This window comes from Mucilaginibacter boryungensis (assembly GCF_015221995.1).
GTDB classification, from domain to species: Bacteria; Bacteroidota; Bacteroidia; order Sphingobacteriales; family Sphingobacteriaceae; genus Mucilaginibacter; species Mucilaginibacter boryungensis.
Map to the genome: position 1 here is coordinate 2,402,003 of NZ_JADFFM010000001.1, position 26,888 is coordinate 2,428,890.

At 41.0% G+C, this 26,888-nt stretch carries 32 protein-coding genes; 18 read left to right on the forward strand and 14 right to left on the reverse strand.

The genetic code is table 11. The annotated features are described in order from the left end of the window. The first annotated feature begins 72 nt into the window (after positions 1-72). A complete protein-coding gene (locus IRJ18_RS10000; RefSeq protein WP_194106034.1) occupies positions 73-402 on the forward strand; it encodes an antibiotic biosynthesis monooxygenase family protein in 330 nt (109 codons plus the stop codon). Here IRJ18_RS10000 and IRJ18_RS10005 read toward each other — a convergent pair. Together IRJ18_RS10005 and IRJ18_RS10010 are read right to left on the reverse strand one after the other, a co-directional pair. Next, positions 395-1,126, reverse strand: a complete 732-nt coding sequence (locus IRJ18_RS10005) for a LytR/AlgR family response regulator transcription factor (RefSeq protein ID WP_194106035.1) — start codon at positions 1,124-1,126, stop codon at positions 395-397. The genes IRJ18_RS10000 and IRJ18_RS10005 overlap by 8 nt on opposite strands. Further along, complete coding sequence (locus IRJ18_RS10010; RefSeq protein ID WP_194106036.1) at positions 1,123-2,226, reverse strand: sensor histidine kinase; 1,104 nt, start codon at positions 2,224-2,226, stop codon at positions 1,123-1,125. Before IRJ18_RS10010 ends, IRJ18_RS10005 begins: the two co-directional genes overlap by 4 nt. A gap of 237 nt (positions 2,227-2,463) precedes the next feature. Here IRJ18_RS10010 and IRJ18_RS10015 point away from each other — a divergent pair, with 237 nt between their 5' ends. Beyond that, complete coding sequence (locus IRJ18_RS10015) at positions 2,464-2,772, forward strand: hypothetical protein (RefSeq protein ID WP_194106037.1); 309 nt, start codon at positions 2,464-2,466, stop codon at positions 2,770-2,772. Positions 2,773-2,947: 175 nt separating this feature from the next. Here the strand turns inward: IRJ18_RS10015 and ispG are convergent, their stop codons facing one another. The 5 genes from ispG to IRJ18_RS10040 form a co-directional block, all read right to left on the reverse strand. Then, positions 2,948-4,972 carry a (E)-4-hydroxy-3-methylbut-2-enyl-diphosphate synthase gene (gene ispG / locus IRJ18_RS10020; protein WP_194106038.1) on the reverse strand — a complete coding sequence of 675 codons (2,025 nt, stop codon included), beginning with the start codon at positions 4,970-4,972 and terminating at the stop codon, positions 2,948-2,950. Between the two features lie 121 nt (positions 4,973-5,093). Further along, the gene (locus tag IRJ18_RS10025) at positions 5,094-5,618 is read right to left on the reverse strand and encodes a GNAT family N-acetyltransferase (RefSeq protein ID WP_194106039.1); all 525 of its coding nucleotides are present in this window, start codon (positions 5,616-5,618) and stop codon (positions 5,094-5,096) included. Further along, complete coding sequence (locus IRJ18_RS10030) at positions 5,619-6,209, reverse strand: hypothetical protein (protein ID WP_194106040.1); 591 nt, start codon at positions 6,207-6,209, stop codon at positions 5,619-5,621. Beyond that, complete coding sequence (locus tag IRJ18_RS10035) at positions 6,196-6,693, reverse strand: RNA polymerase sigma factor (protein WP_194106041.1); 498 nt, start codon at positions 6,691-6,693, stop codon at positions 6,196-6,198. Before IRJ18_RS10035 ends, IRJ18_RS10030 begins: the two co-directional genes overlap by 14 nt. Before the next feature lie 157 nt (positions 6,694-6,850). After that, complete coding sequence (locus tag IRJ18_RS10040; protein ID WP_194106042.1) at positions 6,851-7,378, reverse strand: hypothetical protein; 528 nt, start codon at positions 7,376-7,378, stop codon at positions 6,851-6,853. Between the two features lie 121 nt (positions 7,379-7,499). Here IRJ18_RS10040 and IRJ18_RS10045 point away from each other — a divergent pair, with 121 nt between their 5' ends. The 10 genes from IRJ18_RS10045 to IRJ18_RS10090 all read left to right on the forward strand — a co-directional run bounded on the left by IRJ18_RS10045 (position 7,500) and on the right by IRJ18_RS10090 (position 15,104). Then, positions 7,500-7,820, forward strand: coding sequence for a YbjQ family protein (locus tag IRJ18_RS10045; RefSeq protein ID WP_194106043.1), 321 nt, complete (start codon positions 7,500-7,502; stop codon positions 7,818-7,820). Between the two features lie 143 nt (positions 7,821-7,963). Then, positions 7,964-9,361 carry a dicarboxylate/amino acid:cation symporter gene (locus IRJ18_RS10050; RefSeq protein ID WP_194106044.1) on the forward strand — a complete coding sequence of 466 codons (1,398 nt, stop codon included), beginning with the start codon at positions 7,964-7,966 and terminating at the stop codon, positions 9,359-9,361. A gap of 94 nt (positions 9,362-9,455) precedes the next feature. Beyond that, the gene (locus IRJ18_RS10055) at positions 9,456-9,968 is read left to right on the forward strand and encodes a hypothetical protein (protein ID WP_194106045.1); all 513 of its coding nucleotides are present in this window, start codon (positions 9,456-9,458) and stop codon (positions 9,966-9,968) included. 259 nt (positions 9,969-10,227) lie between these two features. Next, on the forward strand, positions 10,228-10,536 hold the full coding sequence (gene rplU / locus IRJ18_RS10060; RefSeq protein ID WP_194106046.1) for a 50S ribosomal protein L21: 309 nt from the start codon (positions 10,228-10,230) through the stop codon (positions 10,534-10,536). 55 nt (positions 10,537-10,591) lie between these two features. Further along, a complete protein-coding gene (gene rpmA / locus IRJ18_RS10065; protein WP_194106047.1) occupies positions 10,592-11,041 on the forward strand; it encodes a 50S ribosomal protein L27 in 450 nt (149 codons plus the stop codon). 393 nt (positions 11,042-11,434) lie between these two features. Continuing rightward, on the forward strand, positions 11,435-11,938 hold the full coding sequence (gene rfaE2 / locus IRJ18_RS10070) for a D-glycero-beta-D-manno-heptose 1-phosphate adenylyltransferase (RefSeq protein WP_194106048.1): 504 nt from the start codon (positions 11,435-11,437) through the stop codon (positions 11,936-11,938). Positions 11,939-11,942: 4 nt separating this feature from the next. Beyond that, positions 11,943-12,902 (forward strand): glycosyltransferase family 9 protein, encoded by a 960-nt coding sequence (locus IRJ18_RS10075; RefSeq protein WP_194106049.1) that lies wholly within the window; start codon positions 11,943-11,945, stop codon positions 12,900-12,902. Positions 12,903-12,921: 19 nt separating this feature from the next. Then, positions 12,922-13,554, forward strand: a complete 633-nt coding sequence (locus tag IRJ18_RS10080) for an outer membrane beta-barrel protein (protein WP_194106050.1) — start codon at positions 12,922-12,924, stop codon at positions 13,552-13,554. A 23-nt stretch (positions 13,555-13,577) separates the two neighbouring features. Continuing rightward, positions 13,578-14,054 (forward strand): SixA phosphatase family protein, encoded by a 477-nt coding sequence (locus IRJ18_RS10085; protein WP_194106051.1) that lies wholly within the window; start codon positions 13,578-13,580, stop codon positions 14,052-14,054. A gap of 81 nt (positions 14,055-14,135) precedes the next feature. Continuing rightward, a complete protein-coding gene (locus tag IRJ18_RS10090) occupies positions 14,136-15,104 on the forward strand; it encodes an energy transducer TonB (RefSeq protein ID WP_194106052.1) in 969 nt (322 codons plus the stop codon). Between the two features lie 30 nt (positions 15,105-15,134). On the opposite strand, the gene dprA is transcribed toward IRJ18_RS10090, so the two are convergent. Further along, positions 15,135-16,238, reverse strand: a complete 1,104-nt coding sequence (gene dprA, locus IRJ18_RS10095; protein ID WP_194106053.1) for a DNA-processing protein DprA — start codon at positions 16,236-16,238, stop codon at positions 15,135-15,137. A 114-nt stretch (positions 16,239-16,352) separates the two neighbouring features. Between dprA and IRJ18_RS10100 the strand changes: the two genes are divergently transcribed. Beyond that, on the forward strand, positions 16,353-16,664 hold the full coding sequence (locus IRJ18_RS10100) for a hypothetical protein (RefSeq protein WP_194106054.1): 312 nt from the start codon (positions 16,353-16,355) through the stop codon (positions 16,662-16,664). Positions 16,665-16,699: 35 nt separating this feature from the next. Here IRJ18_RS10100 and IRJ18_RS10105 read toward each other — a convergent pair whose 3' ends face one another. The 3 genes from IRJ18_RS10105 to IRJ18_RS10115 are packed head-to-tail and all read right to left on the reverse strand — an operon-like array spanning position 16,700 to position 18,615. Then, the gene (locus IRJ18_RS10105) at positions 16,700-17,569 is read right to left on the reverse strand and encodes a helix-turn-helix domain-containing protein (protein ID WP_194106055.1); all 870 of its coding nucleotides are present in this window, start codon (positions 17,567-17,569) and stop codon (positions 16,700-16,702) included. 20 nt (positions 17,570-17,589) lie between these two features. Then, on the reverse strand, positions 17,590-18,003 hold the full coding sequence (locus IRJ18_RS10110; RefSeq protein WP_194106056.1) for a nuclear transport factor 2 family protein: 414 nt from the start codon (positions 18,001-18,003) through the stop codon (positions 17,590-17,592). Positions 18,004-18,057: 54 nt separating this feature from the next. Next, entirely contained in the window at positions 18,058-18,615 is a 558-nt protein-coding gene (locus tag IRJ18_RS10115) for a carboxymuconolactone decarboxylase family protein (protein WP_194106057.1), read from the reverse strand. Between the two features lie 309 nt (positions 18,616-18,924). On the opposite strand from IRJ18_RS10115, the gene IRJ18_RS10120 reads away from it, so the two are divergent. Continuing rightward, positions 18,925-19,263: a BlaI/MecI/CopY family transcriptional regulator gene (locus tag IRJ18_RS10120; RefSeq protein WP_377094620.1), complete on the forward strand. Its 339-nt coding sequence runs from the start codon at positions 18,925-18,927 to the stop codon at positions 19,261-19,263. Further along, entirely contained in the window at positions 19,260-20,981 is a 1,722-nt protein-coding gene (locus IRJ18_RS10125) for a M56 family metallopeptidase (protein ID WP_194106059.1), read from the forward strand. Before IRJ18_RS10120 ends, IRJ18_RS10125 begins: the two co-directional genes overlap by 4 nt. A gap of 62 nt (positions 20,982-21,043) precedes the next feature. On the opposite strand, the gene rsmG is transcribed toward IRJ18_RS10125, so the two are convergent. The 3 genes from rsmG to IRJ18_RS10140 are packed head-to-tail and all read right to left on the reverse strand — an operon-like array spanning position 21,044 to position 23,380. Further along, on the reverse strand, positions 21,044-21,673 hold the full coding sequence (gene rsmG, locus IRJ18_RS10130; RefSeq protein WP_194106060.1) for a 16S rRNA (guanine(527)-N(7))-methyltransferase RsmG: 630 nt from the start codon (positions 21,671-21,673) through the stop codon (positions 21,044-21,046). Next, positions 21,663-22,268 carry an RNA polymerase sigma factor gene (locus IRJ18_RS10135; RefSeq protein WP_194106061.1) on the reverse strand — a complete coding sequence of 202 codons (606 nt, stop codon included), beginning with the start codon at positions 22,266-22,268 and terminating at the stop codon, positions 21,663-21,665. The genes rsmG and IRJ18_RS10135 overlap by 11 nt, the downstream gene beginning before the upstream one ends. Next, positions 22,259-23,380 (reverse strand): glycosyltransferase, encoded by a 1,122-nt coding sequence (locus tag IRJ18_RS10140; RefSeq protein ID WP_194106062.1) that lies wholly within the window; start codon positions 23,378-23,380, stop codon positions 22,259-22,261. Before IRJ18_RS10140 ends, IRJ18_RS10135 begins: the two co-directional genes overlap by 10 nt. A gap of 115 nt (positions 23,381-23,495) precedes the next feature. Between IRJ18_RS10140 and tgt the strand changes: the two genes are divergently transcribed. Genes tgt through IRJ18_RS10155 form a run of 3 tightly spaced genes read left to right on the forward strand, consistent with a single transcriptional unit; the run spans position 23,496 to position 26,625 of the window. Beyond that, a complete protein-coding gene (tgt, locus tag IRJ18_RS10145) occupies positions 23,496-24,626 on the forward strand; it encodes a tRNA guanosine(34) transglycosylase Tgt (RefSeq protein WP_194106063.1) in 1,131 nt (376 codons plus the stop codon). Continuing rightward, positions 24,626-25,723 (forward strand): LptF/LptG family permease, encoded by a 1,098-nt coding sequence (locus tag IRJ18_RS10150; RefSeq protein WP_194106064.1) that lies wholly within the window; start codon positions 24,626-24,628, stop codon positions 25,721-25,723. Before tgt ends, IRJ18_RS10150 begins: the two co-directional genes overlap by 1 nt. Further along, positions 25,723-26,625, forward strand: coding sequence for a DMT family transporter (locus IRJ18_RS10155; RefSeq protein WP_194106065.1), 903 nt, complete (start codon positions 25,723-25,725; stop codon positions 26,623-26,625). The genes IRJ18_RS10150 and IRJ18_RS10155 overlap by 1 nt, the downstream gene beginning before the upstream one ends. Positions 26,626-26,888 lie beyond the last annotated feature (263 nt).

A 26,888-nucleotide genomic window follows, 5' to 3' on the forward strand; every position in this document is an offset into this window, starting at 1 on the left:
TTGATGTAATATTCTTATTAAGCAACACGTGTGGCTTTTTAAAGTTTGTATATTAGTATAAATACCTGTGCCATGAAAAGCGTTATTGTAATTGTAGCCTATAAACCAAAACCCGGCAAAGCAGATGCTTTAAATGGATTAGTAAAAACTCACGTGTCCCGCCTGCGAAAAGAGGGTTTGGTTACACATCGCGAACCAATATTATTGAAAGCCGCGGATGGCACAGTGATAGAGATGTTTGAATGGCTTAGCCAGGAGGCTATACAGCAAGCACACCGTAACGAGGAAGTACATAAAATGTGGGCAGAGTTTGCCGAGGTATGCGATTACATCCCGTTAAGCGAACTACCCGAAACCAAGGGTTTATTTGCTGAGTTTTCGCCTTTAAACCATACTACATAAAATGCAAATTCTCGCCCTTCAGGCGTTTTTGCATTTCCTGCTTATAATTGCGACCAACAGGAAGTTCGTGTCCGTTTATTTCTACACTGTACGAGTAAAAGGAATTAATGCGCGAAAGCGCGACGATGAAGGAACGATGGATGCGTACAAACTTTTTTTCGGGCAACATTTCTTCCAGCAGGCTGATCTTTTGTTTGCTGATGCAGGCATTATCTGTAGTAATCACCTTTACATAATCGCGCAGGCTTTCTATCCATAAAATATCATTCACATTTATTTTAACGGTTTTGCGTTCTACTTTAAGATACAGAAAAGCTTCTGTGTCCCCTATCGGCTTTTCGTGCCCTATTACTGCTGTTGCCTTATGCTCGGTTAGTTGGTAAACTTTGTCAATGGCCCGCAAAAAGCGGTCGAAAGAGATTGGCTTCAGCAAATAATCAACCGCATTCAGTTCAAAACCATCCAAAGCATATTCGCTGTAAGCAGTAGTGAAGATCACTTTGGGTGGGCTTTTCAGGCTTTTTAGCAAATCGGTACCATTCATTCCCGGCATTTTAATATCAAGGAACATTAGATCAACCGGTTTTTGCTGCAATAATTGAAACGCTTGTATGGCATTATTGCATTTACTTACCAATTCCATGTTATTGAAGTTAGCCAGATAATTTTCTATCACTTCAATAGCGTGCGGTTCATCATCAACTATTAGTACGCGTAGTTTCATGCGTTTACCAATGGGGTTACAGGATGTGTTTGAAGCTTTAGTTCTAATATAGCCAAAAAGGCATCCTCGTCGTCCATAATTTTCAGTTTATGCGTTGCCGGATAAAGCAGGTTAAGCCTTTTCTGCAAATTGGTTAACCCAATATGCCCAATATATTTTTCCGCATCAGTGGTTGTCATATCGGGTTTGCTGTTTGATACCTTCAAGCGTAAATCGTCCTCTTCTATATAAAGGTTAATGTTTATCCAGGCCTGCCCTATCTTTTCACTTGTGCCATGTTTAAACGCATTTTCAATTAATGGCAGCATTAGCAGCGGTGCTATCATTTTATGGTCGGGATTGCCGTAAATATTGAAGGTAAGATCGAGCCTGTCCTCGTACCGTAATTTTTCCAGACTGATAAATTGTTGAAGCATCAGTATCTCCTTACTAAGCGGCACACTATCGGTATTACATTCATAAAGCATATATCTTAACAGGCCCGATAAACCCAGCACCACCTGCGGCGATTTTGGCGAATTATTAAGTGTAAGCGCATATAGATTATTCAGCGTATTGAATAAGAAATGTGGATGTACTTGTCCTTTCAGCCCATTCAATTCTGCCTGCAGGGCGGCCTGCTTACGCTCGTACCATAATTTAAACAATTTTATTACCACCGCAAACCATACCACAAGGTTAACTGCTTTAAGTGCGTTAATAAAATATAACGGGCTGCTTAACTTTTGCCAAAATGTTTGCTTGCTGATCTCTATATAATCCCAATCTATATCACGCACATTTTTGATAGTGTACGGAACCACTATCCATATATCAATTAACCGGCTAATAACGGTAATAAAAAATATAAGCACTATTAAATATAAGGCGAATTTCAGATACCGGGCAGTTAATAGGTAAACGGGGATTAGCCAGTAAGCAATGGCATAAAAATAGGCCATGTGTATCGGCACATAAAACAGGTTGTTTCGTGCCGCTACCAGGTATGTGCTTTTAATGGCATATATAATGGTAAAAAAAGCGAATACCACTATCCAGAAAGCAACATGCAAGGTTAAACGCCCTACTTTCATTCCCCCAAACTGCAAACTGTTATTCATATAGCTAAGCTACAAATATCAACCTCAAATACCGGCATCTGCACTCCGCTTATCGACTAACAGCAAGCTTTTGCAGACTAACTGCACTAAATCTTTACATATAACCGGTTTTTAAATGACGAATGCATCTTGTAAACCTATTGATGTGATTGATATGTGTATGCCTACAGACTGCCTGCTATGCTATTTAATACACACGGGGCGCTATAGTTTAGCTCTCAATAAATATCAAAATGTATGAAAAAGATAATCCTAACACTCGTAATTCTCACTATGGCTGCTCAGAGCAGTGTTGCGCAAAATAAACCGTCAACTACCGGTAGCTGGGTGATAGAAAGTAATGTAAGGCAGCCCAAAACGCAAACCGTTAAATTTTACGGTAATAACAACCAATTACTTTATAGCGAAACTATTAACAAACGTTTAAATATTAATCGTAAAAAAATAAGGCAAAACCTGGATAAGGTGCTGGATTCTCTAACTGGCAAGAAAGATTATGCACAAAACCGGGCTATACTGGCAGCAATATTTAAACTGAAGAGATAGGCTTATATATAATTCTTTGTGCCGCTTTGCATATATCACAATAGTTGAAAGGGGTTTTAGTTATTGTGTAGACTGCAGAAGGTGCGGAGAATTATAGATAGCATGAAATTAGTCTGGTTTAAACCCCGTCTAAAAAGTCATTATAAGATATCCTGCGCTCAACTTACAGTAGTATTTAAACTGGTTCTATCCAGTTACCGTCTTCGCGGATGATATTGATCAATTCATCCAAAGCTTTATCCGAAGTCACGTTTTTTTTCACCACCTCTTTGCTGCGGTATAGCGTAACCTTTCCGGGGCCGGAACCGACATAACCATAGTCAGCATCGGCCATTTCGCCTGGGCCATTCACGATGCAACCCATAATGCCAATTTTCAATCCTTTCAGGTGACTGGTGCGACTGCGGATCATTTGCGTGGTCTCCATTAAATCGAACAGTGTACGCCCACAGCTTGGGCATGAAATATATTCAGTTTTTGAGATACGCGAACGCGTAGCCTGCAATATCCCAAAAGCGGTTGACGTAATAACTTCCGGGGCAATCTCCGGCGCATCTATCCAGATACCTTCACCAAAACCATCCACCAGTAAAGCGCCTAAATCGGTAGCGGCGTAAAGTTGTAATTGAGTCTGAAGTCTAAAGTCTAAAGTCTCAATCGCATCTTCCGACTTAAGACCATCGACTAATGACTTATAATTCCTTCTCACTATCACCGGCACATCCAGGCCCATTTCTTCCAGTTTAAAGAAGAAAGCACGCTGATCGGCCATGCCGTGGGCTTCGTTGGTTTCCAGCACAAATACCAGTGATTTGTCCAGTTGCAGGGCACCAAAATCATCGGTATCCAAATCGGCATGGGTAATGCGCACCAGGTTCAGGGCTGATGAACGGTCAGCGTCCGCAGCTATATATTCTTGTAATGTGAATAGCGGATGGCATTGCACTTTATCGGCTAATTTTAACCAAGTGTTGTAATTATATAATTGCTTAAGGTTGCCGGGCATGCTGAACGATGGCAACTCATCGGCCAGGTAAACAAAATCTACAGATTGCTCGCCCATGTTATACTTATCCAATATTGGCGAATACAGGTAACCGGCAGCGTTCAGCACTGCGGGGTCTTTCAGATTTGCTTTAGAAAGATCAAGTACGACCCTCGGCACCATATGCCCGCCTATAAAAGCGTTAGATTCGTAAGTTACGCGTTTTTTATATTCGTAAGGGCTAAAAGCTGAAGGCTGAAAGCTGAAAGCAGTTTCTTCGGCTTTTTGCTTTTCGCTTTCCGCTTTGCGCTGAGTATAGCGATTCACCAGCGCAATAGCCACCGGTGCTTCGGCTTCAGGTTCTTCGGTTAGGGATACACGGACGGTATCGCCCAGGCCATCTTCCAGCAGGGTACCAATACCTACGGCAGATTTAATGCGGCCGTCCTCGCCATCGCCTGCCTCGGTTACCCCCAGGTGCAGCGGATAATTCATGCCTTCGGCTACCATGGTTTGCACCAGTAAGCGGTAGGCCTGCACCATTACCTGCGGATTGCTGCTCTTCATGCTCACTACCAACTGGTAATAATTCATAGCCTCGCACATGCGTATAAACTCCATAGCCGATTCCACCATCCCCTGCGGGGTATCGCCATAACGGCTCATGATCCTGTCGCTTAACGACCCATGATTAGTACCAATACGCATAGCGGTACCATATTCTTTAGAGATTTTCACCAGCGGTGAGAATTTCTGGAAGATGCGGTCAAGTTCGCCCTGGTATTCGGCATCGGTATAAGTTAGCTGGTCAAATTTCTTTTTATCGGCGTAGTTGCCGGGGTTAACCCGCACTTTTTCTACAATCCGGGCAGCCACTTCGGCAGCATTAGGCGTAAAATGGATATCAGCCACCAAAGGGGTGGTATAACCACGGGCACGCAATTGTTTCTTTATCTCCGCTAAGTTTTGTGCTTCTTTAATACTGGGCGCGGTAATACGCACATATTCGCAGCCGGCCTCAATCATGCGGATGCTTTGCTCCACCGTACCTACAGTGTCCATGGTATCGGTCGTAGTCATACTTTGTATGCGGATAGGGTTATTCCCACCCAGCGGCACATCGCCAATGGCAACCTCGCGGGTAACGAACCGGGAATAATCAGTCAGCGAATTACAATATTGACCGGGCAACAGCTTTATAGCATCAGCATTCATATATTATGGAATAGCTTTATTGAGGGCAAATTTACTAATAAATTTCCCTATGTCATTCTGAACGGAGTGAAGAATCTCACTGCGCCATGTTATCAGTTAACGTCAAACTCCTCCGGATCGCTTAAAATGACAGGTCTTTCCGCATCAGCACATCACACTGCAAATCATTACCCAGCATAAAATCGTGACTGCCGAATATTTCGAAACCGTTTTGCTGATAAAATTTGATGGCGCGATGGTTCTTATCCCACACCCCTAACCAGAGGTATTCCAATTGATTTTCGATAGCCGTTTGCACGGCAAAATCCATTAGTTGTTTGCCTATTTGTTTGCCCTGGTGATCTTTACTGACGTAGATCCGCTCAATTTCAAGAGAAGTATCGTCCTGCAGGTCGGACTGCGTCGGGCCACGGTTTAGTTTGGTGTAGCCTGCTACTTCCCCGTTAAGCAAAGCAAAATAAAAAGCTGATGAAGGGTTATTGATCTCGTCCTGAAGGTTTGCTTTAGTTAGTTTATTATCTACGTAAGCGTAAATGTCTTCAGGCTTGTTCAGGTGAAAGAATGCATCTAAAAAGGTTTGCCTGCTGAAATCTAATAATTTATCAAGATGCGTAGGGTCGACTTTCCTAATAGTAATTTGCTCCATTTACTCAAACTGCGATTTTAAGCGTTCTAACCGGTCTATCATTACATTTAGCTTTTCCTGCTCGTTCATAAAAATGCGGCGTTTCAAATAAAATGTACAGAATAATAACCAGGCGCCTGTTGTACCGTAAATCATTATTTTGCCATATAACGGAAACGTAGCCAGTACCTCATAAAAATAAAGCAGCAAGCCTAAACTAATAAGTAATACGTAGATATAATAGAACCAGCCTGCAATTTTTGCCCGTTGCTTTTGGTATTCGTGCAGGGTAATTAGGTATTCGGTTGGGTTAACGGTAGCATCATGCCGGTTAAGGATACGGTAATGCCTGATGATGAGCGTAAAATACATTAGCATACACACCATCATAATGGAGATACCTGCATAAGTAACCCACGAATTAAACACCAGGAAAAACATTACGGCAAATGAATTAATAAGTACGGCAACCATGGCCACAATACTCCAGCGCAGCTTGCCTGCCAAACTGTTTACATCTTTTTTTACCTGCTTCAGCACGTTATCCACTGAAAGCTTGTCGTGAACAGGCTGCTCCTGCCACACCGACATTAGGTGATCAAAGTCTTTCATGGTGGTTATATAATTCGGTTAACTTCTGTTTAATACGGTGAATTTTCACCCTCAGGTTGCCTTCAGATATCCCTGATATCTCGGCAATTTCGGGGTATGGCAATTCGTCCAGCACCATTGTAATAATAATCCTCTCGCTCTCTTCCAACTTCGATATACATTTATACAATAAAGCTACTTGTTCGTTTTTCTCAGAAAACTCTTCGGCGCGGGTTTCTGCTATTGTTTCAGTTAGTTCGTCCTTAGCCTGGCGTTTTTCAGATCGTAAATAGGTTAGACAAGTGTTAACAGCAATGCGATATATCCAGGTTGATATCATGGCCTGGTTTCGAAACTTATCCAGGTTTTGCCAAACTTTTAAAAATGTCTCCTGCAAAAGGTCGTTCGCGGCATCATTATCGCCGGTATAACCTAAGCACAAATGAAAAATCTTTTTCGAGTTAGCTTCAAATATATTCCTGAAGGCTACTTCCTTATTGGCCACTATGCTGTTAATTTATGGGTTTGATGTTTCGCCGCGGCAAATGTTACAAATTTTTTTGAATGAGTGAAAGATTAAATGAGTGTATGAGTGAATGTAAAAATCCTTTTGGCCGGGTTCCATCATTCACCCATTCAAAACTCACTCATTCACTCATTATCTAAAGGGTATACTCCAACTTATTAAACCAAGGCAGTTTATCATCGGCGGCATTCAGCAGTTGGTTGTAATCGTTCAGGTAATCAAACTGCATATCTTCGTGCAACTTACTTATCAGTTTACCAATTTTCTCCACCTGCCGTATCAGAATGGTACGCAACGGCTTGTAACTTACCCGCCGGTCTACATATTCCAGGTAATTATGGCAAAAGCTTATCAGTAATGTTATTTCGACATTTTTGGAACCTGAAAAACGCGAGAGCTTAGTAACCATGCGTAGTATCTTCCGCAACACTTTAGCCGCATCGTAAGCCCGCGATGGCATGATATAAAACATCATCCCCACCTCGTATTTGGATTGCTCTATAAAAGCAATTTCATCATTAGCTAAAAACAACAAGTAGGCCAATAATTCCTTATTCTCCTTTTTATGGCGTGCTAAGCGCAGCACCAGTTCGGCCAGTTGCGGGGCGCTTAAATGCTGTATTTCTTTTTTAATATCCTGTAAGCCATATGCTTCTATCGCCATAAATTCTTTTTGCAGGTAAACGTAACAAGTGGTTCAAATATCACTCCAAATATTGTATTTTTAGTAACGCTTTAGGACATATTAAAATCACAATTAAACAATATAACAATTATCATTAATTATGTTAGTAACAACCAGTACAAGTTTAGAAGGTTACAAGGTGACCGATCATTTAGGTATTGTCCGGGGTATCACCGTACGTTCACGCGGCATAGGCGGTAACTTTTTAGGCGGGTTGCAAACCCTTGTAGGTGGCCGTAACAGTGTTTATACCGATCTGTGCGAACAATCGCGCCAGGAGGCTTACGAGTTGTTGATGCTGCATGCCCAGCAAGTTGGCGCCAATGCGGTGATTAATATGCGTTACGATGCCAACGAGGTTATGCAGGGTGTAACCGAAGTTTTGGCTTATGGCACAGCTGTAAAAGTAGAGAAAGTATAGCGTTTAGCTAATCGGAGATTAGTTAAAGCAGCCCTTAACTTAGTGTATCCGAAACACTAAAATCGGGTATTATTTGTGTAATTGACAGCTACTTGTAATTCAATTGCAAATTCGTAGTTTCGCACCCTATTTGTAAACTCCCGATGCTAAAAAACAAACTAACACTCTTTATTTTCATAGCGCTTGTTGTGGGCGTTATTACAGGTTACCTATATAATCTTAGCGTTATCGATCAGTATAACCAAAAGATAACCACCGCCGACGCCAACATTAAAGCTATTGACACCAAACTGGTGGAGATGAAGGACACCACTGTGGCCGATTTTAAAACGCTTAAAACCCAGCGTGCTGCCGAGGTAAAGGTAAAAAAGGAAAACGACGGCATCCGCGAGGATAAGCTGGAAGGGTTTACCATCCTGAGTGATATTTTTCTGCGATTGATAAAAATGATCGTCGCCCCGCTGGTGTTTACCACATTGGTAGTGGGCGTAGCCAAAGTTGGCGACATTAAAGCTGTGGGCCGCATTGGGGGCAAAACGCTGCTATGGTTTTTAAGCGCTACGCTGATATCGCTTTTACTGGGTATGCTGCTGGTAAACTTGTTTAAGCCCGGCATTGCCATGCACATTCCCCTGCCCGATAGCCATTTGGGTACCGAGATCAAAAAAACCGCTCTTTCTCTTAAAGATTTCATCAGTCATGTGGTACCGCGCAGCTTTACCGAGGCTATGGCTAATAATGAGATATTGCAAATTGTTATCTTTTCTATATTCTTTGGCGTAGCTACTGCCGCCATTGGCAAACAAGGTGATATTGTAGTGAAGGCCATGGATGCCATTGCACATGTTATACTAAAAATTACAGGTTATGTAATGAACCTGGCCCCCATTGCGGTGTTTGGTGCCATTACCGCGGTTGTGGCTAAACAGGGTTTGGGTATCCTCTCCACCTATGCCATATTTATCGGCGAATTCTATTTGTCGATATTCCTGCTGTGGCTCATCATTATTTTTGCGGGATACCTGGTATTGCGTAAACGGGCATTTAACCTGGTTAGTAATATTAAGGATGCTATTTTGGTAGCTTTCAGTACATCAACCAGTGAAGCCGCTTATCCGCGCGTACTTATCGAACTTGAAAAATTTGGCTGTAATAACAAAATTGTAAGCTTTGTGCTGCCATTGGGCTATTCGTTTAACCTGGATGGGTCGATGATGTATATGACCTTCGCTTCCATTTTCCTGGCGCAATCATACGGGGTACATTTATCCGTTACTCAACAGATCACCATGTTATTAATATTAATGCTGACCAGCAAAGGTATTGCCGGTGTGCCGCGTGCATCGCTGGTGGTTATTGCAGGCACTATTGCTATGTTCGGCATCCCGGAAGCCGGTTTAGGCCTGCTGATTGGTATTGACCCACTATTGGATATGGGCCGTTCGGCAACCAACGTTTTAGGCAACGCTATGGCTACCGCGGTAGTAAGCAAATGGGAAGGCGAATTGGGCGAACCGAAGGAATTAGATACAGATATATAGTAATTTTAGATTTCGGACTTTCGATTTCGGATTTAGAATTACCTTTGTCCGCTGAACTGGTTTAAACTAATGACCAGTGACAAATGACTAACAAATGAGCAACACTAACAAAAAGATATTCCTTACATTAAGCATTACCGTACCGTTTTTGCTGTATTGCATTTATTATTATGGTATTATGATCAAAAACGCGCCTTATAAATTCGCGGAGTTTGATCACATCAGTATCCAGTACGGCACCGGCGATAGCTTGCTGAACAAATACAATTCAAAAACAGCCGACTACCAGTTTTTGAATAAGCGCGACTCGCTTATCAAGAAAAAACTGCATTTAAAACACAACGATTTGCTATACCTGCACCGCAAGGCCGCCGAGCTGGGTTTTTGGGATTTTCCGCGTAACGAAACATTTACTGGTGACACTACTAAAACCAGTAACCCAAAAGTGCCCCGTTATATTATAGAATTTGGCTACAAACGCAAAACCAAGCGGGTGATATTTGACGCCAACTTTGACGGGAACCCCAAATTAAAGGACGCTAATATGCAGTTGATCAAAGAGATATTGGGTGTGATAAATACGGCCGATGAAAATTTGACTAAGTAGGTAAAAAAACCGAAAGCCGGAAATTAGATTGCATACGTCATGCCGAACTTGTTTCGGCATCCCATATGCAAACATATTACAGGTCAGATGAGATCCTGAACAAGTTCAGGATGATGATTATGCTCACTTTCAGTTTAGTCTTACTTTCGGGCTTTCTACCTACCAGACTTTCTGACTAAATAAAAAAACTATTGTTTATCAAAAAGCAAACCTCTATATTTGCACCTCGAAATTTTTAAAAACAAATAACTAATTAACAATGTACGCAATAGTAAGTATAGCCGGACAGCAATTTAAAGTTGCTAAAGACCAGCAGATCTTTGTACACCGCTTACAGGGAGATGAAGGCGCTAGTATTGAATTTGACAGTGTGTTATTAGCAGAGAACGAAGGTAAATTCAAATTAGGTTCTGATTTGAAAGGCGCTAAAGTATCAGCTACGATCATGTCGCATTTAAAGGGTGATAAAGTAATCATCTTCAAAAAGAAAAGAAGAAAAGGTTACAAAAAGAAAAATGGTCACCGCCAGCAGTTCACTAAAATCCAGATCACTGGCATTACGTTATAATTCCTAAGTTTAAACTCGATCCCGAAGTAAATCCGGGATCATAAAGACATAAAAAATGGCACACAAAAAAGGGGCCGGTAGTTCACGGAACGGTCGCGAGTCACATAGTAAACGTTTAGGTATCAAAATTTTTGGTGGTCAGCCAGCAATTGCAGGTAACATCATCGTGCGTCAGCGTGGTACCAAACACAATCCGGGCCTAAACGTAGGTATCGGTAAAGATCATACCCTGTTTGCATTAACAGAAGGTGTGGTAACCTTTAAAAAGAAAGCTGATAACCGTTCATACGTATCAGTTCTTCCTTTCGAAACTGCACCAGTTGTTGAAACTGCTGCACCAGCACCTAAAGTAAAAGAAGAAACTAAAGCTAAAGCAGCTCCTAAAACTAAGGCTGAAGCAGCACCTGCCGAAGAAGCCCCTGCAAAAAAAGCGCCTAAAGCTAAAGCCGAGCCAAAAGCAAAGCCAGCTAAGGAAACTGAAGAAGAGGCAGCACCTGCTGAATAATTGGTTTTACTGCGATATTGAAAGCCTGTGTTTTTAACACAGGCTTTTTTTATGCCTGCTATATCTGTCCTATTTAGAAAACCATCTTTTGGGCCGAAAAGAAAAATACACCAGTAGGATTACATAAAAGCTCTCCTTCGCAACCAGGGAAATCACTTTTAAAAAAAGCATCGTATAATTTGAGGCTAAAGCCATCTTATAATTCGCTTATCCGTTGGCTGAAGCCAATGGCAATAAAAATAAGGTGAAATTTCATTGCCGTCCCATTTATGGGTGGTTACAGGCAAAGTGAAAAGGCTTTAGCCTCAAAAACAGATTGAAATTTAAACGCGATTTCCCTCCTTCTTAATCACTGGAAATAACATATTGGCAGAAATATAGTAGATTTACAGCATGAGCATCCCGCTTAAACAAAAGATACAGGAAAAAATAACCACGCTGCCCGAACTTAAAAAATTGGTTAGTTTTTGGCAGGCGGGCGGCGAAAAAGTGGTGTTTACTAACGGTGTTTTCGATCTGCTGCACACCGGGCATATCACCTACCTGGCCGATGCCGCATCGCTGGGTACAAAGTTAATTATCGGTTTAAATTCCGACGCCTCGGTTAAGCGTTTGAACAAAGGCCCCGAACGGCCTGTTAATGATCAGGACAGTCGCGCTTTATTGCTTGCCGCTATGCTTTTTATTGACGCTGTAGTAATTTTTGACGAGGACACCCCCCTAAATTTGATCACTACCCTGATGCCGGATGTACTGGCCAAAGGGGGCGATTATACAGTTGATACCATTGTGGGCGCTAAAGAGGTAATGGCAAATGGCGGTGAGGTTAAGGTGATTAGCTTTGTGGATGGTTTTTCTTCGACAGCTATTATCCGTAAAATAAAAGACGCACAATAATAAAATGAAGATACTGGTTATCCGCTTTAGCTCGATGGGTGATATTATTTATACTACTCCTGTTGTGAGGTGCTTAAAACAGTTGCCCGGTGTTGAAGTGCATTTTTTAACCAAACCAGCATTTAAATATATTTACGACAATAACCCCTATCTCGATAAGCTGCTTTTACTTAAAGAAAGCCTGTCGGATACCATTGAAGTAATAAAAGCCGAGCATTACGATTATATAATTGATTTGCATAGCAACCTGCGTACAGCCATTATTAAGCTGCGCACAGGTATCAAATCATCAACCTACAATAAACAGCGCATTAGCAAATGGTTAAGTTTAAAGTTTAAACTAAAGCTGGTTAAGCCGGTACACCTTGTAGATCGTTATCTTAAAACGGTTAAGTTTTTAGGCGTAGTGAACGATAATTTGCCGATAGATTACTATCTGAAAAAAAATCACCGGTTAAACAAATTGCTGCCTGCATCGCACCAGCAGTTTATCGCTTTTGTAATTGGCGCTACCCATTTTACCAAGCGTATGCCCAATGAAAAAGTGATCAGTATTTGTAAAAAACTGAGCCTACCGGTAGTGCTTTTAGGCGGTAATGACGTTAAAGCAAACGGCGATGAAATTGTAGAAGCTATTGGCCCCTATGTGTACAATGCCTGCGGGATTACAACGTTAGATGAATCGGTTTTCCTGGTTCAAAAAGCAGAAAAAGTAATTGGCTTTGATACCGGCCTAACGCATATTGCCGAAGCATTTAATAAGCCCATTGTTTCAATTTGGGGCAGTACCATACCCGAATTATTGGGCGTACAGCCATATATGGTTAAACAAAGCTTAGTGGCGGGTGTTGAATTACCTTGCAGGCCGTGCTCAAAATTTGGCCAGGCCGCATGCCCTCTTGGGCATTTTAAGTGTATGTATGATATTGATGAAAACAGTATTGTTAATTTTGTAAATAGTTAGTACCCCTATATAATTTCAGATGAAAAGACTGATCAATATTATAGCTATCATTTTTCTGGTTCAAGGCTTGGCCCATGCACAGAAACGGAAAATTGAATACGGTTTCAGAATTGGGGGCGGGTTAGCCATCCAAAGTATTGATAATAACAACATTTTATCAAACAATTCCATTCGTGCTTTTAATGCTAACATAGTAGTCAGCTTTCCTATCTTGAAATATTACTATTTACGTACCAGCTTAGGCATAGCTAATAAAGGCACTGTTATCACAGAAGATGCCCTTACCACTACCAATAAAATAATGTATTACGAGCTGCCTGTTAATATCATGCGCAAATACAGTATACCTACATTAGGCAAAATTATAGCGGGAGTCGGCGGATATTTCGCGATGGGCGACCGGGGTACTTTAACTTACGAGACACCAAACAGTAGTACATCTAACTATGTTAGTTTTGGAAACGATAACGATTTTTTAAAGTATGATGCAGGCATAAACCTGATAACAGGGCTTGAACTTAACAACCACTTAACTTTTAATTTAGGGTATGATCTGGGCCTGGTGAATATCGCGTCGCAGCCACTAAAAGATTCAGGCTATAAAAGCATATATAACCGTCAGTTTTCTATCACCCTGGGGTTATCTTTTTAAATTATCTAACGTATACATGCCCGATGAAAAAGTTATTATTAATTAGACATGCAAAGGCCGGCAGTCATAATATGAAAGATTTTGACCGCCCTTTAACCGAGAAAGGCATGCACGATGCCGCGTTCATGGCCGGTCAGCTTAAAAAAGCAGAACTGATACCCGAATATATTGTTACCAGCCCATCCCTGCGTACTAAAACTACTGCCAATATATTTGCCAGACTATTATCTGTAAAAAAAACCTTTGATAACAAGCATATATACGAGGCGAGTACGCGCGAACTATTAACTACAATTAACCACTTACCCGAAGAGTATAGTTTTATAGCGATAGTAGGCCATAACCCGGGTATAAGCCAGGTATTATATGAACTTACCGGCGAAATGCGCGATATGCCGCCTGCTGCCGCAGCCCTGATAGGTTTTGATTTTGATGAATGGGAAATGGTGCATACCGATACCGGAAAACTGGCCTGGTACGATTCGCCCAAGGAACATTAATAAGCAGAACTTAAGCTAATCAGCTATTCTTATTTTAAGTTATTTTGGCTGCTTGTAAAAAAGAAGTAATTTGGCATATACATGAATACTAAAAGCCTAAGCCTTATAATTATTTTATGTGTCGTTTCCGGCATAATCGACATTGCTTGCGCACAACAACAATCATTTTATATAAATTATAATGGCCAGTTACTATCATCTGCCGATAGCGCGGATTACATTCGTATAATTAAAGCGCCGGATGATGCATCAAATCTTTTTAACATTTTTGAATTTTATCCTGACGGGCAAAAAAAGCTCATTGGTAAATCAGCCAAAGTTGACCCGTATAATTTGGACGGCCCATGCGTAAGTTATTACAGAAATGGGTTTAGAAAAAGGGTGGTTAACTATAGCAGCGGCTTAATGGTGGGCGAGGAATATTTATACTTTCCCAATGGTGTGCTGTATACCGTAAAAAGTTATAGTAAACCTAAAGTAGACATTTATACCCGCATACCTATCCAGGACGTTAAAATTATTAGTTGCAATGATTCTTTAAATACATCACTGGTAGTGGAAGGCAAAGGTCATTACCGGGGATATGATCCCGAATTTAAATATATATGCGAAGAAGGCGACGTACTTAATGGAAATAAAATTGCAGAATGGCACGGGGAAGACCGTGCATATGGCTTAAAATTTACAGAGAATTATACAGCCAATGGCAAGATCGAAAACGCTACCTCGGTAACAGCCGATGGCAAGACCTATGCATACAAGCAACGAGAAGTAAGTCCTCAGTTTGCAGGCGGTGTGGACTCTTTTAATGATTACGTGAGAAGAAACTTAGTTGCAGGCACAATTGTGAGGGGTGCTGTATTTGTTACTTTTACCGTTGAAAAAGATGGTAATCCAAGCGGTATAGTGTTGAAAGACAAAGCTAACGAATTTATTATTGAGGCTATTAAGGTTGTAAAAAACTCGCCGAAGTGGATGCCCGCAACCCATTTTGGTGTCCCTGTTGCCCGCAGATTAACGATACCAGTATTTTTTAACCAGGTGTACTAATTAGTAATACTTTATATTTAAGAGTAATAACTAATTGACCATATAAGTCTTCCCCGGTAACGAGCGGATAAAGCCCTGCATTTCCATATTTAGCAAATTCATAGCCAGCTGACTGGTTGGCATATTGATGCGTAAAGACAAATCATCAATAGCTAAAGGCACTTTGTTTTGACGGATGGCTTCAAATATTAACTGTTCAGCACTTGATAGGTCGATGGGGAGCATGAGTTGCTCAACCTGTTTGGCGTCGTCTTTCTTTTCCCATCCCATAATATAAGCCAGATCGGCCATGCATGATAGTAAAGCAGCCTTATTATTCCGGATCAGGAAGTTACATCCTTCAGAGAATTCGTCGTTTATACGTCCAGGGAAAGCAAAAACGTCCCGGTTATATGAATTGGCAATTTCGGCCGTGATAAGTGCACCGCCCTTTATACTGGCTTCCACCACAATAGTTGCATCGGCCATACCGGCTACAATGCGATTGCGTGCAGGGAAATTAGCAGGATGGGCTGCCACGCCTGAAGGATATTCAGTCAGCACTCCCCCATCTGCCAGCATTTTATTGGCCAGGGTACGGTTTTGAGCGGGATACATACTATCGAACCCATGTCCCAACACACCTACCGTTGGTATATTAAATTTCAGGCTTTCTTTGTGCGCGGCGGTATCAATACCGTAGGCCAGTCCACTCACTATAAGCACGTTGTATTGCTGTAATTCCTCAATCAGGTCGTGACATAGCCGCTTACCATAGTCGGTAGCATTACGTGTACCAACTATACTTATGACTTTCGGCATGTTTAAGTCACCATTGCCTTTACTATATAATAACAATGGCGCATCTTCGCAACTTTTCAGGCGTTTAGGATACCGGCTATCGGTATAAAACACGGCCTCCACTTTGTTCCGTTCCATAAACTCCAATTCCTGCTCGGCACGCATCAGTGGCGATTCCAGATCGGCCAGGAAAAATTCCACCCGTTTATCGTTAATACCGGGAATGTTTTTCAGTTTGGCGGGCGATGTTTTAAACAATGTTTCCGCATCGCCGGTGTACGCTAACATAGCACGCGCAGATGAAGGGCCAATTCCTTTAATAAATGTAAGGGCAACCTGGTGTAATAACGACATATGGTTACGAATATATAAAACCCATAGCAAATGCTAAAATAATTAGGAAAATTGCGGCTCAATAATTTTCAGGCTTTTTCAGCGTATATATATTATCACAACAAAACCAGCACCATGAAAATCATCAGCAAAAAAGAAAACGGTTTAGCAAAACTTTTCGTTACACTCCCACTCGGCGCAGCGTTAAGTTTTGTTACTACAGTAGCTATGGCACAGCAACCGCCGGCCCCCGGCAATCCTCCACCACCGCCGCCTTCACCTAAAGAATTGTTCGATAAAGTGAACCCTTTTAAAAAGAGCAAAAAAGAAACAAAAACCGATAAAAATTCAAAAGAAAAAGTAAATAGTGCAAAATCAGGTTCACTGCCAACGCCGCCGCCACCAAATCCGATAGATCTGTTTAAAAAAAAGAAGCCAGCGAACTAAAATACAAACGCCCAGGTAAATCGGGGCGTTTATCATTATTCGGCTTTAGCAAACCCAACGGTATCTCTATAATACTGTGGTGATATAGCCACGTTACTTTTAAAAAAACGGCTAAAGTAAAATTCATCGTTAAAGCCAAGTTCGTATGCTATAGTTTTAACGGGTTTTGAAGTAAGATATAATTCACGCTTAGCTTCTATAATAATACGCTCGGCAATTAAACCGGATAGGGTTTTATTAAAGTGTGCTTTACTAATGCGGTTTAAAGCCCTTGTGGATATATTTAACATATCCGAATATTCGCTGGGACTGTGCTTTATTCTATAATGTTCTTCAATTGCATGTTTAAGCGTTTTTAATATAAATGGCTCATTGGCCATTTTCAATTCAGCTATTCCCTGGTTTATTTTAATACGGGATGCGCTGATAAGCAATATTTTCAGGTAGGAAACCAATAATTCATACTGGGCCAATGCGGCGTTCTGCATTTCAGTTTTTAGCTGATCAACCAGCAACAACAATTGCTGTACTTCTGTATCAACTAATTGTATTACTGGCGTTTCGTATATATTATTAAACAACACGCCATTGCAAGCCACTTCCTGCTGATGTTTGTGGATGCAAAAAAAATCGGGGTGAAAGTTAATAAGTACACCTTTAAAAACACCTGTGGTATTGATCATAAATGGTTGGTAGATGCCGAAACACATTAAATTGCCATCATAAAAATTATAATCCGAAAAGTCTGCCCGTACTTTACCCTCTCCTTCTAAAACTAATATAATAGTGTAATAATTATAATTTTTAAGCTGTTTAAAGTAGGAGGCGTCATCAAATATAAACACCTTAAAAGCCAGTTTTTTGGTTTGAGGATCAATAAGCGTATATGAAGTTTGTGCTGTCAAGGCGTGATTTATTTATCGAATTAAAACAATTTTCTTTCGCTAACGGCAATTTCCAGGTCATTTATACTGGCAAAGCGTTTCCGCATTAAGCCGTTATCGTCAAACTCCCAAAGTTCGTTTCCATAACTGCGATACCATTGCCCGGTTTTATCATGCCATTCATATTCAAACCTAACAGCCATCCTATTTTCCCGAAACCCCCACAATTCTTTTTTAAGCTTGTAATCTAATTCTTTTTCCCACTTGCACTGTAAAAAAACTTTTACTTCTTCGCGCCCGTTAATAAATTCTACCCGGTTACGCCATTCGGTATCAACGGTATAGGCTAAACAAACTTTTTCGGGGTCGCGTGTATTCCATGTATCTTCGGCTAATTGTACTTTTTCTAACGCCGTCTCCATAGTAAATGGCGGCAAAGGTAATTTTTTGTCCATTGTATCATATTAAAAGGATGGGTAATTATTCTACCCATCTAAAGGTTGTCTGTTTTATTTTATAACAGCGGTGGCTACCAGCTCCTCGCCAGGGAAATCGACAGTGACATTTGCAGCATTATTAAAGTAATTGGTAAATATGTTTAAACCAACATGTGCAATAATTTCGGCTATGTTAGCATCGGTGTAACCGGCATTTTTTAACAGACTAACATCGGTTTCGTTAACCAATCCCTTTTTTGCTACTATCGTCCTGCAAAAGGTAAGCGCCGTTTGTATTTTAAGGTCTTCTGATAGTCCCACGCGTGCATTGGTTAAAGATGTATCATCAATATGTGCCAGGTTTTTACCTATAAAGCTGTGTGCCGCGTTGCAATAATTACAGCCATTTGCATTGGCAACAGTAAGGGCTATCAATCCTCCAAGTTTAATACCTATACTGCTTTTGCCCAAAGCTGCATTAAAAGCCAGGTAGCCATTTAATACTGCCGGCGAATTTCCCATGGTGCGCATCATATTGGGCACCATACCCAGTTTTTGTTGTATTTCATTAAATAATTCTTTTGATTCCCCTTTAGTTGTTTCCGGATCAAGTGCGATTAAACGTTGCATTGTGTGTTGTTTTTAATTGTTTGAATTAACAGTACAAAGTTGCAGCTGCTGCACCGCAGCCAACATGGATTATAGTAGCTTATACATGGATAATTGGGACATGCTTTGGAGATAATAAGCTCCGGATTTGCTCCCTTATTAGTCTTATAAAATAAGACATTGATTATCAAGGTTTAAATTAAAATCAAAAGAAACTACAAAAATAGTTTGCAAACTATAAAAATAGTTTATACCTTCATTCAAAGTAAACTATAAAAATAGTTCGGAATGAAAAAAATTAAAGAACTAACCAAAGCCGAAGAACAGGTAATGCAAATACTATGGCAATTAGGCGAAGCCATTGTAAAAGACATTATTGAGAAGATACCCGACCCTAAACCAGCCTATAATACGGTATCTACCGTGGTGCGGGTGCTGGAAGGAAAGGGGTTTATCGATCATAAATCGTACGGAAACTCGCATGTGTATTTCGCTACTGTGCCTGAAGCAGATTATAAGAAGTTCACCTTTGATAAAATGATGACCAATTACTTCAGCAATTCGTACCAAAGCCTGGTTTCATTTTTAGTAAAAGAGAAAGACCTGAGCATTGAGGAACTGCAGGAGTTAACTCAATTGGCCGAAAAACTTAAAAACAAAAAGCAATGAACTGGATAAATTACCTGTTAGAAGCCAACCTGTATATGGTGCTTTTTTATGCGGCTTACCGTTTGCTGTTGCACCGCGATACGTATTACCAGCTTAACCGCATTTATTTGATAGCGACGTCGTTATTGAGCTTGGCTATACCACTGGTGCAAATAGGCGTGTTAAAGCCCGCACCTGTTACACTACCACCAGTTTTAGTTTCTGTGCCCTACCCGGTAGCGTTTGATAACATCCCGGTAGAACATACCATAGCAGTGCCTACGTTGACGATAAACTATTTTGTATTAGTTTATAGCCTTTGTGCTTTGGCAATGGCTGTGGCATTAGTACTACGGATATATCAATTAATAAAAATGGCCCGAAATGGCAGCAAACGTATTAACAATCAATATAAGATCATTGAACTGGAAGATGATGACCGTGCTTTTTCTTTCTTCGGGTATCTGTTCATTGGTAAAAAGTTGGCTTCATCAAGCACTATTATTCAGCATGAACTGGTACATATCCGTCAAAAACACAGTATGGACATTATGTATTTCGAATTGCTGAAAATTATTTGCTGGTTTAATCCGGCGGTTTACCTGATGCAGAACAGCGTTAAAGAAGTACACGAATATCTGGCCGATAACTATTTAGCCAATCACGGCCAGGATGTGAACCACTACACCGACTTCCTGATCAGCAACGCTTATGGCTTGCCTGAAATGGCCATGGCCAATAATTTCTTCAACAAAAACCTATTAAAAAACCGGATTATGATGTTACACCAAAAAAGATCAGGCAGTTTGGCAAGGCTGAAGTACCTGGTAGCCCTACCCCTGCTGGCCGGCATGCTTTGCCTGTCCACACTGGGGTTCACCAAAAATTATTCTATGATTGACCTGGCGCCGGCGAAAGCTGTTACCCATGCTAACGCACCAGCAATGAATCAAAACAAATCTAAGCTCCCGATCACCTTGCCTGATAAATCGGTGCAACCGCAAACCCCTAAAATGCCACCTCCTCCTCCTCCGCTTACCGGCACAACAAGAACTGGTTATAAATATAATCAAGAAGGCTTTGTAAGTAATGGTAAAACCGATTTTAAAGTAAGCATTACCGAAAAGAATGGCAAGGTGGTTGATTATTATAAAAGTAAAGCAACACCGGCCGTATTGAAAATGCTAAGCATGAAATATGGCTATACTTTTCCCAGTGCAGATAAGATTAAGTTTCCGCAACCGATAGTTGCGCCTGATAAACCATTAAAACCAGGTAAAGTTAGGTTTCCGCAGCCTGTGGCTGTGCCTGATAAACCAGGATATGACACTATCGGTCGAACCGCATTCGAGCCATTTTATAAAGAACTGGCGCGCAACATCAGGTATCCTACTGAAGCACGTGATAATAACCAGCAAGGCCATGTGTTTGTAATATTCAATGTTGACGATAACAACAAACCTTACAACTTTTTAATTGCGCGTGGCCTAAGCGTTGTTATGAATAATGAAGTAATAAGAGTACTGGCTAACTGTACTTTACCCGCAACTGTTAGAAAAGATGTTAATTATACTATTCCAATTTCATTCTCTATACAAGATAAAACGACTGGCAAATGGCTGGATAATGCACCTGCAACCAACATAGAAACAAACCCTGCTATAAACAAAGCGCATAGATCGCTTGGTTATAAAACTAACTTAGCTTTGAATGAAGTAGTGATTACAAGTTACAAGTAAAAAGCAAAGCCCGGATGAGGGTTGCCCTCGTCCGGCTTCTGGTTGATTTGTACGCTAAGCGCCTAACCTTTAACATATATCACCTGCTTGGTTTCAAAAAACTCTTCGGTAAAGTAATCCTTTAAATAATACTGCTTAGCTACTAAATTAGAATCCTTTATTTCCTGTGTAAGATCGCCCCCTTTTAGGTATAGGATACCATTGGACAGCGTATTTTTTGAATCTTTATTGAACTTACCTCTCACCCACGGATAAAAATCTTTAAGTTGGGTAACCGCGCGCGATACTACAAAATCAAATTTACCGGGGATGTTTTCGGCACGCTCATGTGTAGCGGTTACATTATTCAGGCCTAAAGCTTTTGCAACCTCCTGCACTACTTTTATCTTTTTACCAATGGAATCAACCAGGTGGAATTGCGTCTCAGGAAACATGATAGCCAACGGTATGCCCGGAAAACCGCCCCCAGTGCCTACGTCCATTACACGTTCGCCGGGTAAAAAACGCATCACTTTGGCAATCCCCAGCGAATGCAGTACGTGGCGCTCAGGCAGCAATTCAATATCTTTGCGGGATACCACATTGATCTGATCGTTCCAATGCTGGTACAGGGCAGGTAATTGCCCGTATTGCTGCAATTGTTGTTCGGATAGTTCGGGAAAGTATTTTTGAATCAGGGTATCAGATCTCATCTTTATTGATGTGGCTAACAATACTGCCCAGTAGATAGCGGGCTTTAAACAACTGGCCTTTTACTGTCCCTATAGGCAAATCAAGCTGTTGGGCTATTTCCTCGTACGATAGTTCATCGAAATACCGCAAGGTAATTAACCTGCGATAACGCGGCGGCAAACTATCAATCAGCGATTTTAGCTCCTGTGTTTGCTGATTTTTTATCCAGCTTTCTTCAGGGTTTAAAACATCAGCAGCTATTTGTAGCGTACGCTCCTCGCCGTCATCGTCCATCAAACCATTTAGCGACATGGTGTTCAGTTTCTTTTTACGAATAAAATCGATGCAATTATTGGTAGCTACCCTAAACAGCCAGGTACTAAAAGCATGGCTTGGCTGGTATTTATCTAATTTTTCAAAGGCCTTGCCAAAGGTTTCAACAGTAAGGTCCATAGCGTCCTCTTTATTATTCACCATTTTAAGTGCCATAAAGTAAATAGCATCCTTATACCGGTGCATCAAATCGGCATAGGCTCGCTGATCCCCATTCATGGCCTTTTGCACCAGCTGGAAATCATTCTTTGCATTCTCGGTGAAATTGTTGTTTACTTCCATTGGGTAGTTTTAATAAAGGTCCCAATAAGGCCAAATATGTTTAAATAAAAATAATATAACAGGTCTAAAAACGGCAGGTATAGCAGCAAGTCTTTAGCCTTTAACTTTTTAAATATGCTGGTATAAAAAAACAGCTGCAGCCCTAAACGTAATACGAACAAACCTAATGCCAGCAATGGTTCAATGTTAAAAATGAGTGATATGATCAGCAATACATAGTAAAAAAAGCCGCTCAGTGCATCAACGGTAAGCATACGCCTGTGCCGGTTTCTATACAACTTCCCCACCCCCATGTGGCGTTTTTTCTGACGGTACCAGCCTGATAATGTGGTTTTAGCCTGGCTATAGGTAAATGCTTCCTTATCAATCTCTATCCGCACGTTAGTTGAAGTAGCGTTTTGGTTCACAAACAAATCGTCATCGCCGGATAATACGTGCATGTGCGATGCAAACCCTTTTGATTTAAAGAACAAGGTTTTGGTATAAGCCATATTGCGGCCAATCCCCATATAAGCATCATGGGTTAAGGCCGCCGATAAATAGTTCATCCCGGTTTTTAGTGTTTCAAAACGGATAAAAGTATTCATTAACCCGCCTTCACGCTTATACGGAGAATACCCCAGTATAAGTTCGGTTTCGGCAGTAAAATTTCTTGTCATTAACCGTATCCACTGGTCGCTTGATGGTACACAGTCCGCATCGGTGAATAAAAGATGCTCATTTGCAGCTGCTTTTATCCCAAGTGTTAAAGCAAATTTTTTTCCTGTTTTAAACCGGTCATGTTCTGTAATGGTCACCACTTTTAACCGCGGGTAACTGTTTTGCATTTCCATCAGGATAATGTCTGAACCGTCAGATGAACAATCGTTAATTACAACAACTTCAAAATCGGGATAATCCTGCGATAAAATGGATGGTAAAAACTGGCTTAGATTTTGAGCCTCGTTGCGCGCCGCGATAACTACTGATACAGGGATAGAATCGCCCGCCTCATCGCGCGGTGGTATTTTATAGCCGGCAAGCTTGCTGTATTTCGCAATTAAAAAATATAACTGGAGAATAAAGCATAGCTGAAAAACGATAAATAGCGCGAGGTGTATATAAGTTTCCAATACTGAGTTAAGTGAACGTGCAAAATTGTTAAAAATGCTTGAATTTACCTTACAATATATGTAAATAATGTTTAGTTAAACAAAGCGCTTTATTTGCTAATTTTGCCGTCCGATAATGAAATTTACTTTAACAGCACAGGACAAGTCTTCCAAAGCACGCGCCGGCGAGATCGAAACCGATCACGGCACTATACAAACTCCTATTTTCATGCCTGTAGGCACGGCTGGAACAGTTAAAGCCGTTCATCAGCGCGAGCTTATGCAGGACATTGAAGCACAGATCATCCTGGGGAATACGTACCATTTATATTTAAGACCTGGTTTAAATACCATTGAACAAGCCGGTGGCTTACATAAGTTTAATGGTTGGGATAGGCCTATTTTAACAGATAGCGGGGGTTACCAGGTATATTCGTTAACCGATGTCAGGAAGATAAAAGAAGAAGGCGTAACATTTCGTTCGCACATAGATGGATCGAAACATTTATTCACGCCGGAAAACGTAATGGATACGCAGCGTACCATTGGTGCCGATATTATTATGGCCTTTGATGAATGTACGCCTTACCCCTGCGAATACCACTATGCCCGCCGCTCTATTGAGATGACGCACCGCTGGCTTAAACGATGCTGCGACCGTTTTGACAGTACAGAACCTAAGTACGGTTACAGCCAAACCCTGTTCCCTATTGTGCAGGGTTCGGTTTATAAAGACCTGCGCATAAAATCAGCCGAAGTAATTGCTTCTTTTGAGCGGGAAGGCAATGCCATAGGCGGTCTTTCTGTTGGCGAACCAGCCGAAGAAATGTATGCCATGACAGAAATTGTATGCGATATATTACCGCAGCAAAAACCACGTTATTTAATGGGCGTGGGTACACCGGTAAATATATTAGAGAATATTGCGTTGGGAATTGATATGTTTGATTGTGTAATGCCTACCCGCAATGCCCGCAACGGCATGCTTTTTACCCGCGATGGCATTATTAATATCCGTAACGAGAAATGGAAGAATGATTTTTCGCCTATTGAGGCGGATAGTGATTTGTGGGTAGATACACAGCATACCAAAGCTTACCTGCGCCATTTAGTGGCATCGGGCGAGATTTTGGGTGCACAGATAGCCAGTTTACATAACCTGCATTTTTACTTGTGGCTGGTTAAACAGGCCCGCGAAAAAATTATCAGCGGCGAGTTTTACGAATGGAAGAAAACAATGGTTAACCGCTTAGGGCAGAGATTATAATGACATCCTTTTTTAAGAAACACTTCAAGGTTATTGACAGGTATATCATAGGGAAATACCTGGGCACGTTTGCTTTTACCCTGGGTATTTTTGTGGTGATAACCGTAGTGTTTGATATATCTGAAAGGCTGGATAATTTTTTAAAAGGCAAGGCCCCTATTCATGATATCGTTTTTCAGTACTATGCGGGCTTCGTACCTTTTTACCTGAACATGCTATCGCCGCTTATTAATTTCTTAGCGGTAATATTTTTCACGGCAAAAATGGCCAATCAAACCGAAGTGGTGCCTATACTAAGCGGCAAAGTTAGTTTTAACCGTTATTTACGTCCATATTTCATTTCATCAACCATCGTATTTATTATTTCGTTTTTTGCCAACGTTTTCCTTATCCCTTATACCAACAGGTTAAAAAACACCTTCGAGAATACTTATTTTAACGATGTTGACCCAACTCGCAGCGAAACACATATCCAGCTGGATAAGAATACTTTCGTATACCTGCAATCGTATGATGAGGTTACTCACGCCGGTTTTAATTTTATACTTGAAAAATTTAACGGCGATGAGCTACGTGAAAAACTTACAGCCCCGCGCATTAATTACGATTCGGTTAAACATATATGGTCATTACCCACCTACACTGTTAGGTATGTGAACGGACTTGACGAAAAGTTGGTTACCCTGGCCAATAAAGATACCGTGCTGGATATGCGTCCGACTGATTTTGTAGTACGCGACAATGTGTACATGGCCATATCTACCAAAGAACTGCATAAGAATATCATCAAAGAGCAGATACGCGGCACAGGCGCTTTAATAGACATGCAATACGAGGAATACCGACGTTTTGTATACCCGTTTGCTACGTATGTATTAACCCTGATAGGCGTATCCATATCATCCCGCAAGGTACGCGGGGGTATAGGCTTACCTTTGGGAATAGGCATATTTTTATGCTTCACCTATATTGTGGTTGATAAATTTGCCATTGTATTCTCTATTAAAGGGGGTATGCCGCCTATTATTACGGTATTTATGCCTAATGTTTTGTTTGGTATACTGGGCTACTATTTACTTTTAAAAGCGCCAAAATAATGCCTGAGCACTCCAGTCCTGCAGGTATCAATAAAAACCTGGTCATCCTTCACTTTACAGTTTTTATATGGGGGTTTACCAGTATATTAGGTAAGCTTATTTCAGTGTCTGCAGTATCGCTGGTATGGTACCGTGTACTCATCGCCTTTATCAGCTTATTCCTTTATTTTAAATTTAACCGTACCGATATCAAGGTTAGCAGGCAATCGTTTTTACGGTTGTTTTTTACCGGCGCTTTAGTGGGCGGCCACTGGATATTATTCTTCCAGGCCATCAAATCATCCACTGTCCCGGTAACGCTGGTATGCCTTTCGTCCATGACTTTGTTTACTGCTTTCTTTGAACCATTGTTCAATAAAAAGAAGATATCCAAACTGGAGATCCTGGCCGGTATCCTTATAATCATCGGCATCCTTATCATTTTTAAATTTGAGACCCGGTACACTAAGGGTATTATTTTCGGCTTGTTAAGTGCCGCTTTTGCCAGCCTTTTCGGCATTATAAACTCTAAGCAGGTTAAAGTAATTGCCGCCCCGGTAATTGCATTTTACGAATTAATGGGCGCCCTTTGCTGGATCACTATCTTCATTTTCGCCACGACAGGTTTTACTAAAAGCATGGCTTTGCACACCAGTGATGTGGCTTACCTGGTATTACTGGGAACCATTTGCACTTCATTGGCTTACGTTGCAGGGGTATCTGTAATGCGTGAGATATCGGCTTTTAAAGTTGCACTCATTACCAATCTCGAGCCGGTTTATGGTATCCTGATGTCGTTCATTTTCTTTGGCGAGAACGATAAAATGAAGCTTGGGTTTTGGGTTGGCGCACTGATAATTTTGTCCACCATCTTCCTGTTTCCGGTTGCTCAAAAACGTATTGTACAATATAAATCGCGTTAACCCCCGCCCCAATAGGGGAGCTATCCTCAAATAATTTACAACTTTATTTTTTGGTATCCGTATACAATTGCAGTGGTTGTATAGTTTCACGATGTGAAAATCCGTCAAGTTTACAGTGTGCCTTAGTGTATTTAATTAATTGTAAACACGTTAACTTGTCAGTAAATTACTAAGTAGAACGATTATTAATTAACATCTTAGTAATCAATAAATTAAGTACGATCAAGCTAGTGGGTAATTATTGTATATAATTACCCATACCC

Coding starts and splice junctions, on each gene's coding strand:
- IRJ18_RS10050 (WP_194106044.1), top strand. CDS start 7,964: ATGCTAAAAAACAAACTAACACTCTTTATTTTCATAGCGCTTGTTGTG.
- IRJ18_RS10025 (WP_194106039.1), bottom strand. CDS start 5,618: ATGGAGCAAATTACTATTAGGAAAGTCGACCCTACGCATCTTGATAAA.
- IRJ18_RS10000 (WP_194106034.1), top strand. CDS start 73: ATGAAAAGCGTTATTGTAATTGTAGCCTATAAACCAAAACCCGGCAAA.
- IRJ18_RS10015 (WP_194106037.1), top strand. CDS start 2,464: ATGAAAAAGATAATCCTAACACTCGTAATTCTCACTATGGCTGCTCAG.
- IRJ18_RS10110 (WP_194106056.1), bottom strand. CDS start 18,003: ATGGACAAAAAATTACCTTTGCCGCCATTTACTATGGAGACGGCGTTA.
- IRJ18_RS10085 (WP_194106051.1), top strand. CDS start 13,578: ATGAAAAAGTTATTATTAATTAGACATGCAAAGGCCGGCAGTCATAAT.
- IRJ18_RS10155 (WP_194106065.1), top strand. CDS start 25,723: ATGCCTGAGCACTCCAGTCCTGCAGGTATCAATAAAAACCTGGTCATC.
- IRJ18_RS10120 (WP_377094620.1), top strand. CDS start 18,925: ATGCAAATACTATGGCAATTAGGCGAAGCCATTGTAAAAGACATTATT.
- rfaE2 (WP_194106048.1), top strand. CDS start 11,435: ATGAGCATCCCGCTTAAACAAAAGATACAGGAAAAAATAACCACGCTG.
- IRJ18_RS10100 (WP_194106054.1), top strand. CDS start 16,353: ATGAAAATCATCAGCAAAAAAGAAAACGGTTTAGCAAAACTTTTCGTT.
- IRJ18_RS10125 (WP_194106059.1), top strand. CDS start 19,260: ATGAACTGGATAAATTACCTGTTAGAAGCCAACCTGTATATGGTGCTT.
- tgt (WP_194106063.1), top strand. CDS start 23,496: ATGAAATTTACTTTAACAGCACAGGACAAGTCTTCCAAAGCACGCGCC.
- ispG (WP_194106038.1), bottom strand. CDS start 4,972: ATGAATGCTGATGCTATAAAGCTGTTGCCCGGTCAATATTGTAATTCG.
- IRJ18_RS10090 (WP_194106052.1), top strand. CDS start 14,136: ATGAATACTAAAAGCCTAAGCCTTATAATTATTTTATGTGTCGTTTCC.
- IRJ18_RS10040 (WP_194106042.1), bottom strand. CDS start 7,378: ATGGCGATAGAAGCATATGGCTTACAGGATATTAAAAAAGAAATACAG.
- IRJ18_RS10055 (WP_194106045.1), top strand. CDS start 9,456: ATGAGCAACACTAACAAAAAGATATTCCTTACATTAAGCATTACCGTA.
- IRJ18_RS10075 (WP_194106049.1), top strand. CDS start 11,943: ATGAAGATACTGGTTATCCGCTTTAGCTCGATGGGTGATATTATTTAT.
- IRJ18_RS10030 (WP_194106040.1), bottom strand. CDS start 6,209: ATGAAAGACTTTGATCACCTAATGTCGGTGTGGCAGGAGCAGCCTGTT.
- IRJ18_RS10005 (WP_194106035.1), bottom strand. CDS start 1,126: ATGAAACTACGCGTACTAATAGTTGATGATGAACCGCACGCTATTGAA.
- IRJ18_RS10045 (WP_194106043.1), top strand. CDS start 7,500: ATGTTAGTAACAACCAGTACAAGTTTAGAAGGTTACAAGGTGACCGAT.
- rsmG (WP_194106060.1), bottom strand. CDS start 21,673: ATGAGATCTGATACCCTGATTCAAAAATACTTTCCCGAACTATCCGAA.
- rpmA (WP_194106047.1), top strand. CDS start 10,592: ATGGCACACAAAAAAGGGGCCGGTAGTTCACGGAACGGTCGCGAGTCA.
- IRJ18_RS10150 (WP_194106064.1), top strand. CDS start 24,626: ATGACATCCTTTTTTAAGAAACACTTCAAGGTTATTGACAGGTATATC.
- dprA (WP_194106053.1), bottom strand. CDS start 16,238: ATGTCGTTATTACACCAGGTTGCCCTTACATTTATTAAAGGAATTGGC.
- IRJ18_RS10010 (WP_194106036.1), bottom strand. CDS start 2,226: ATGAATAACAGTTTGCAGTTTGGGGGAATGAAAGTAGGGCGTTTAACC.
- IRJ18_RS10135 (WP_194106061.1), bottom strand. CDS start 22,268: ATGGAAGTAAACAACAATTTCACCGAGAATGCAAAGAATGATTTCCAG.
- IRJ18_RS10080 (WP_194106050.1), top strand. CDS start 12,922: ATGAAAAGACTGATCAATATTATAGCTATCATTTTTCTGGTTCAAGGC.
- IRJ18_RS10115 (WP_194106057.1), bottom strand. CDS start 18,615: ATGCAACGTTTAATCGCACTTGATCCGGAAACAACTAAAGGGGAATCA.
- rplU (WP_194106046.1), top strand. CDS start 10,228: ATGTACGCAATAGTAAGTATAGCCGGACAGCAATTTAAAGTTGCTAAA.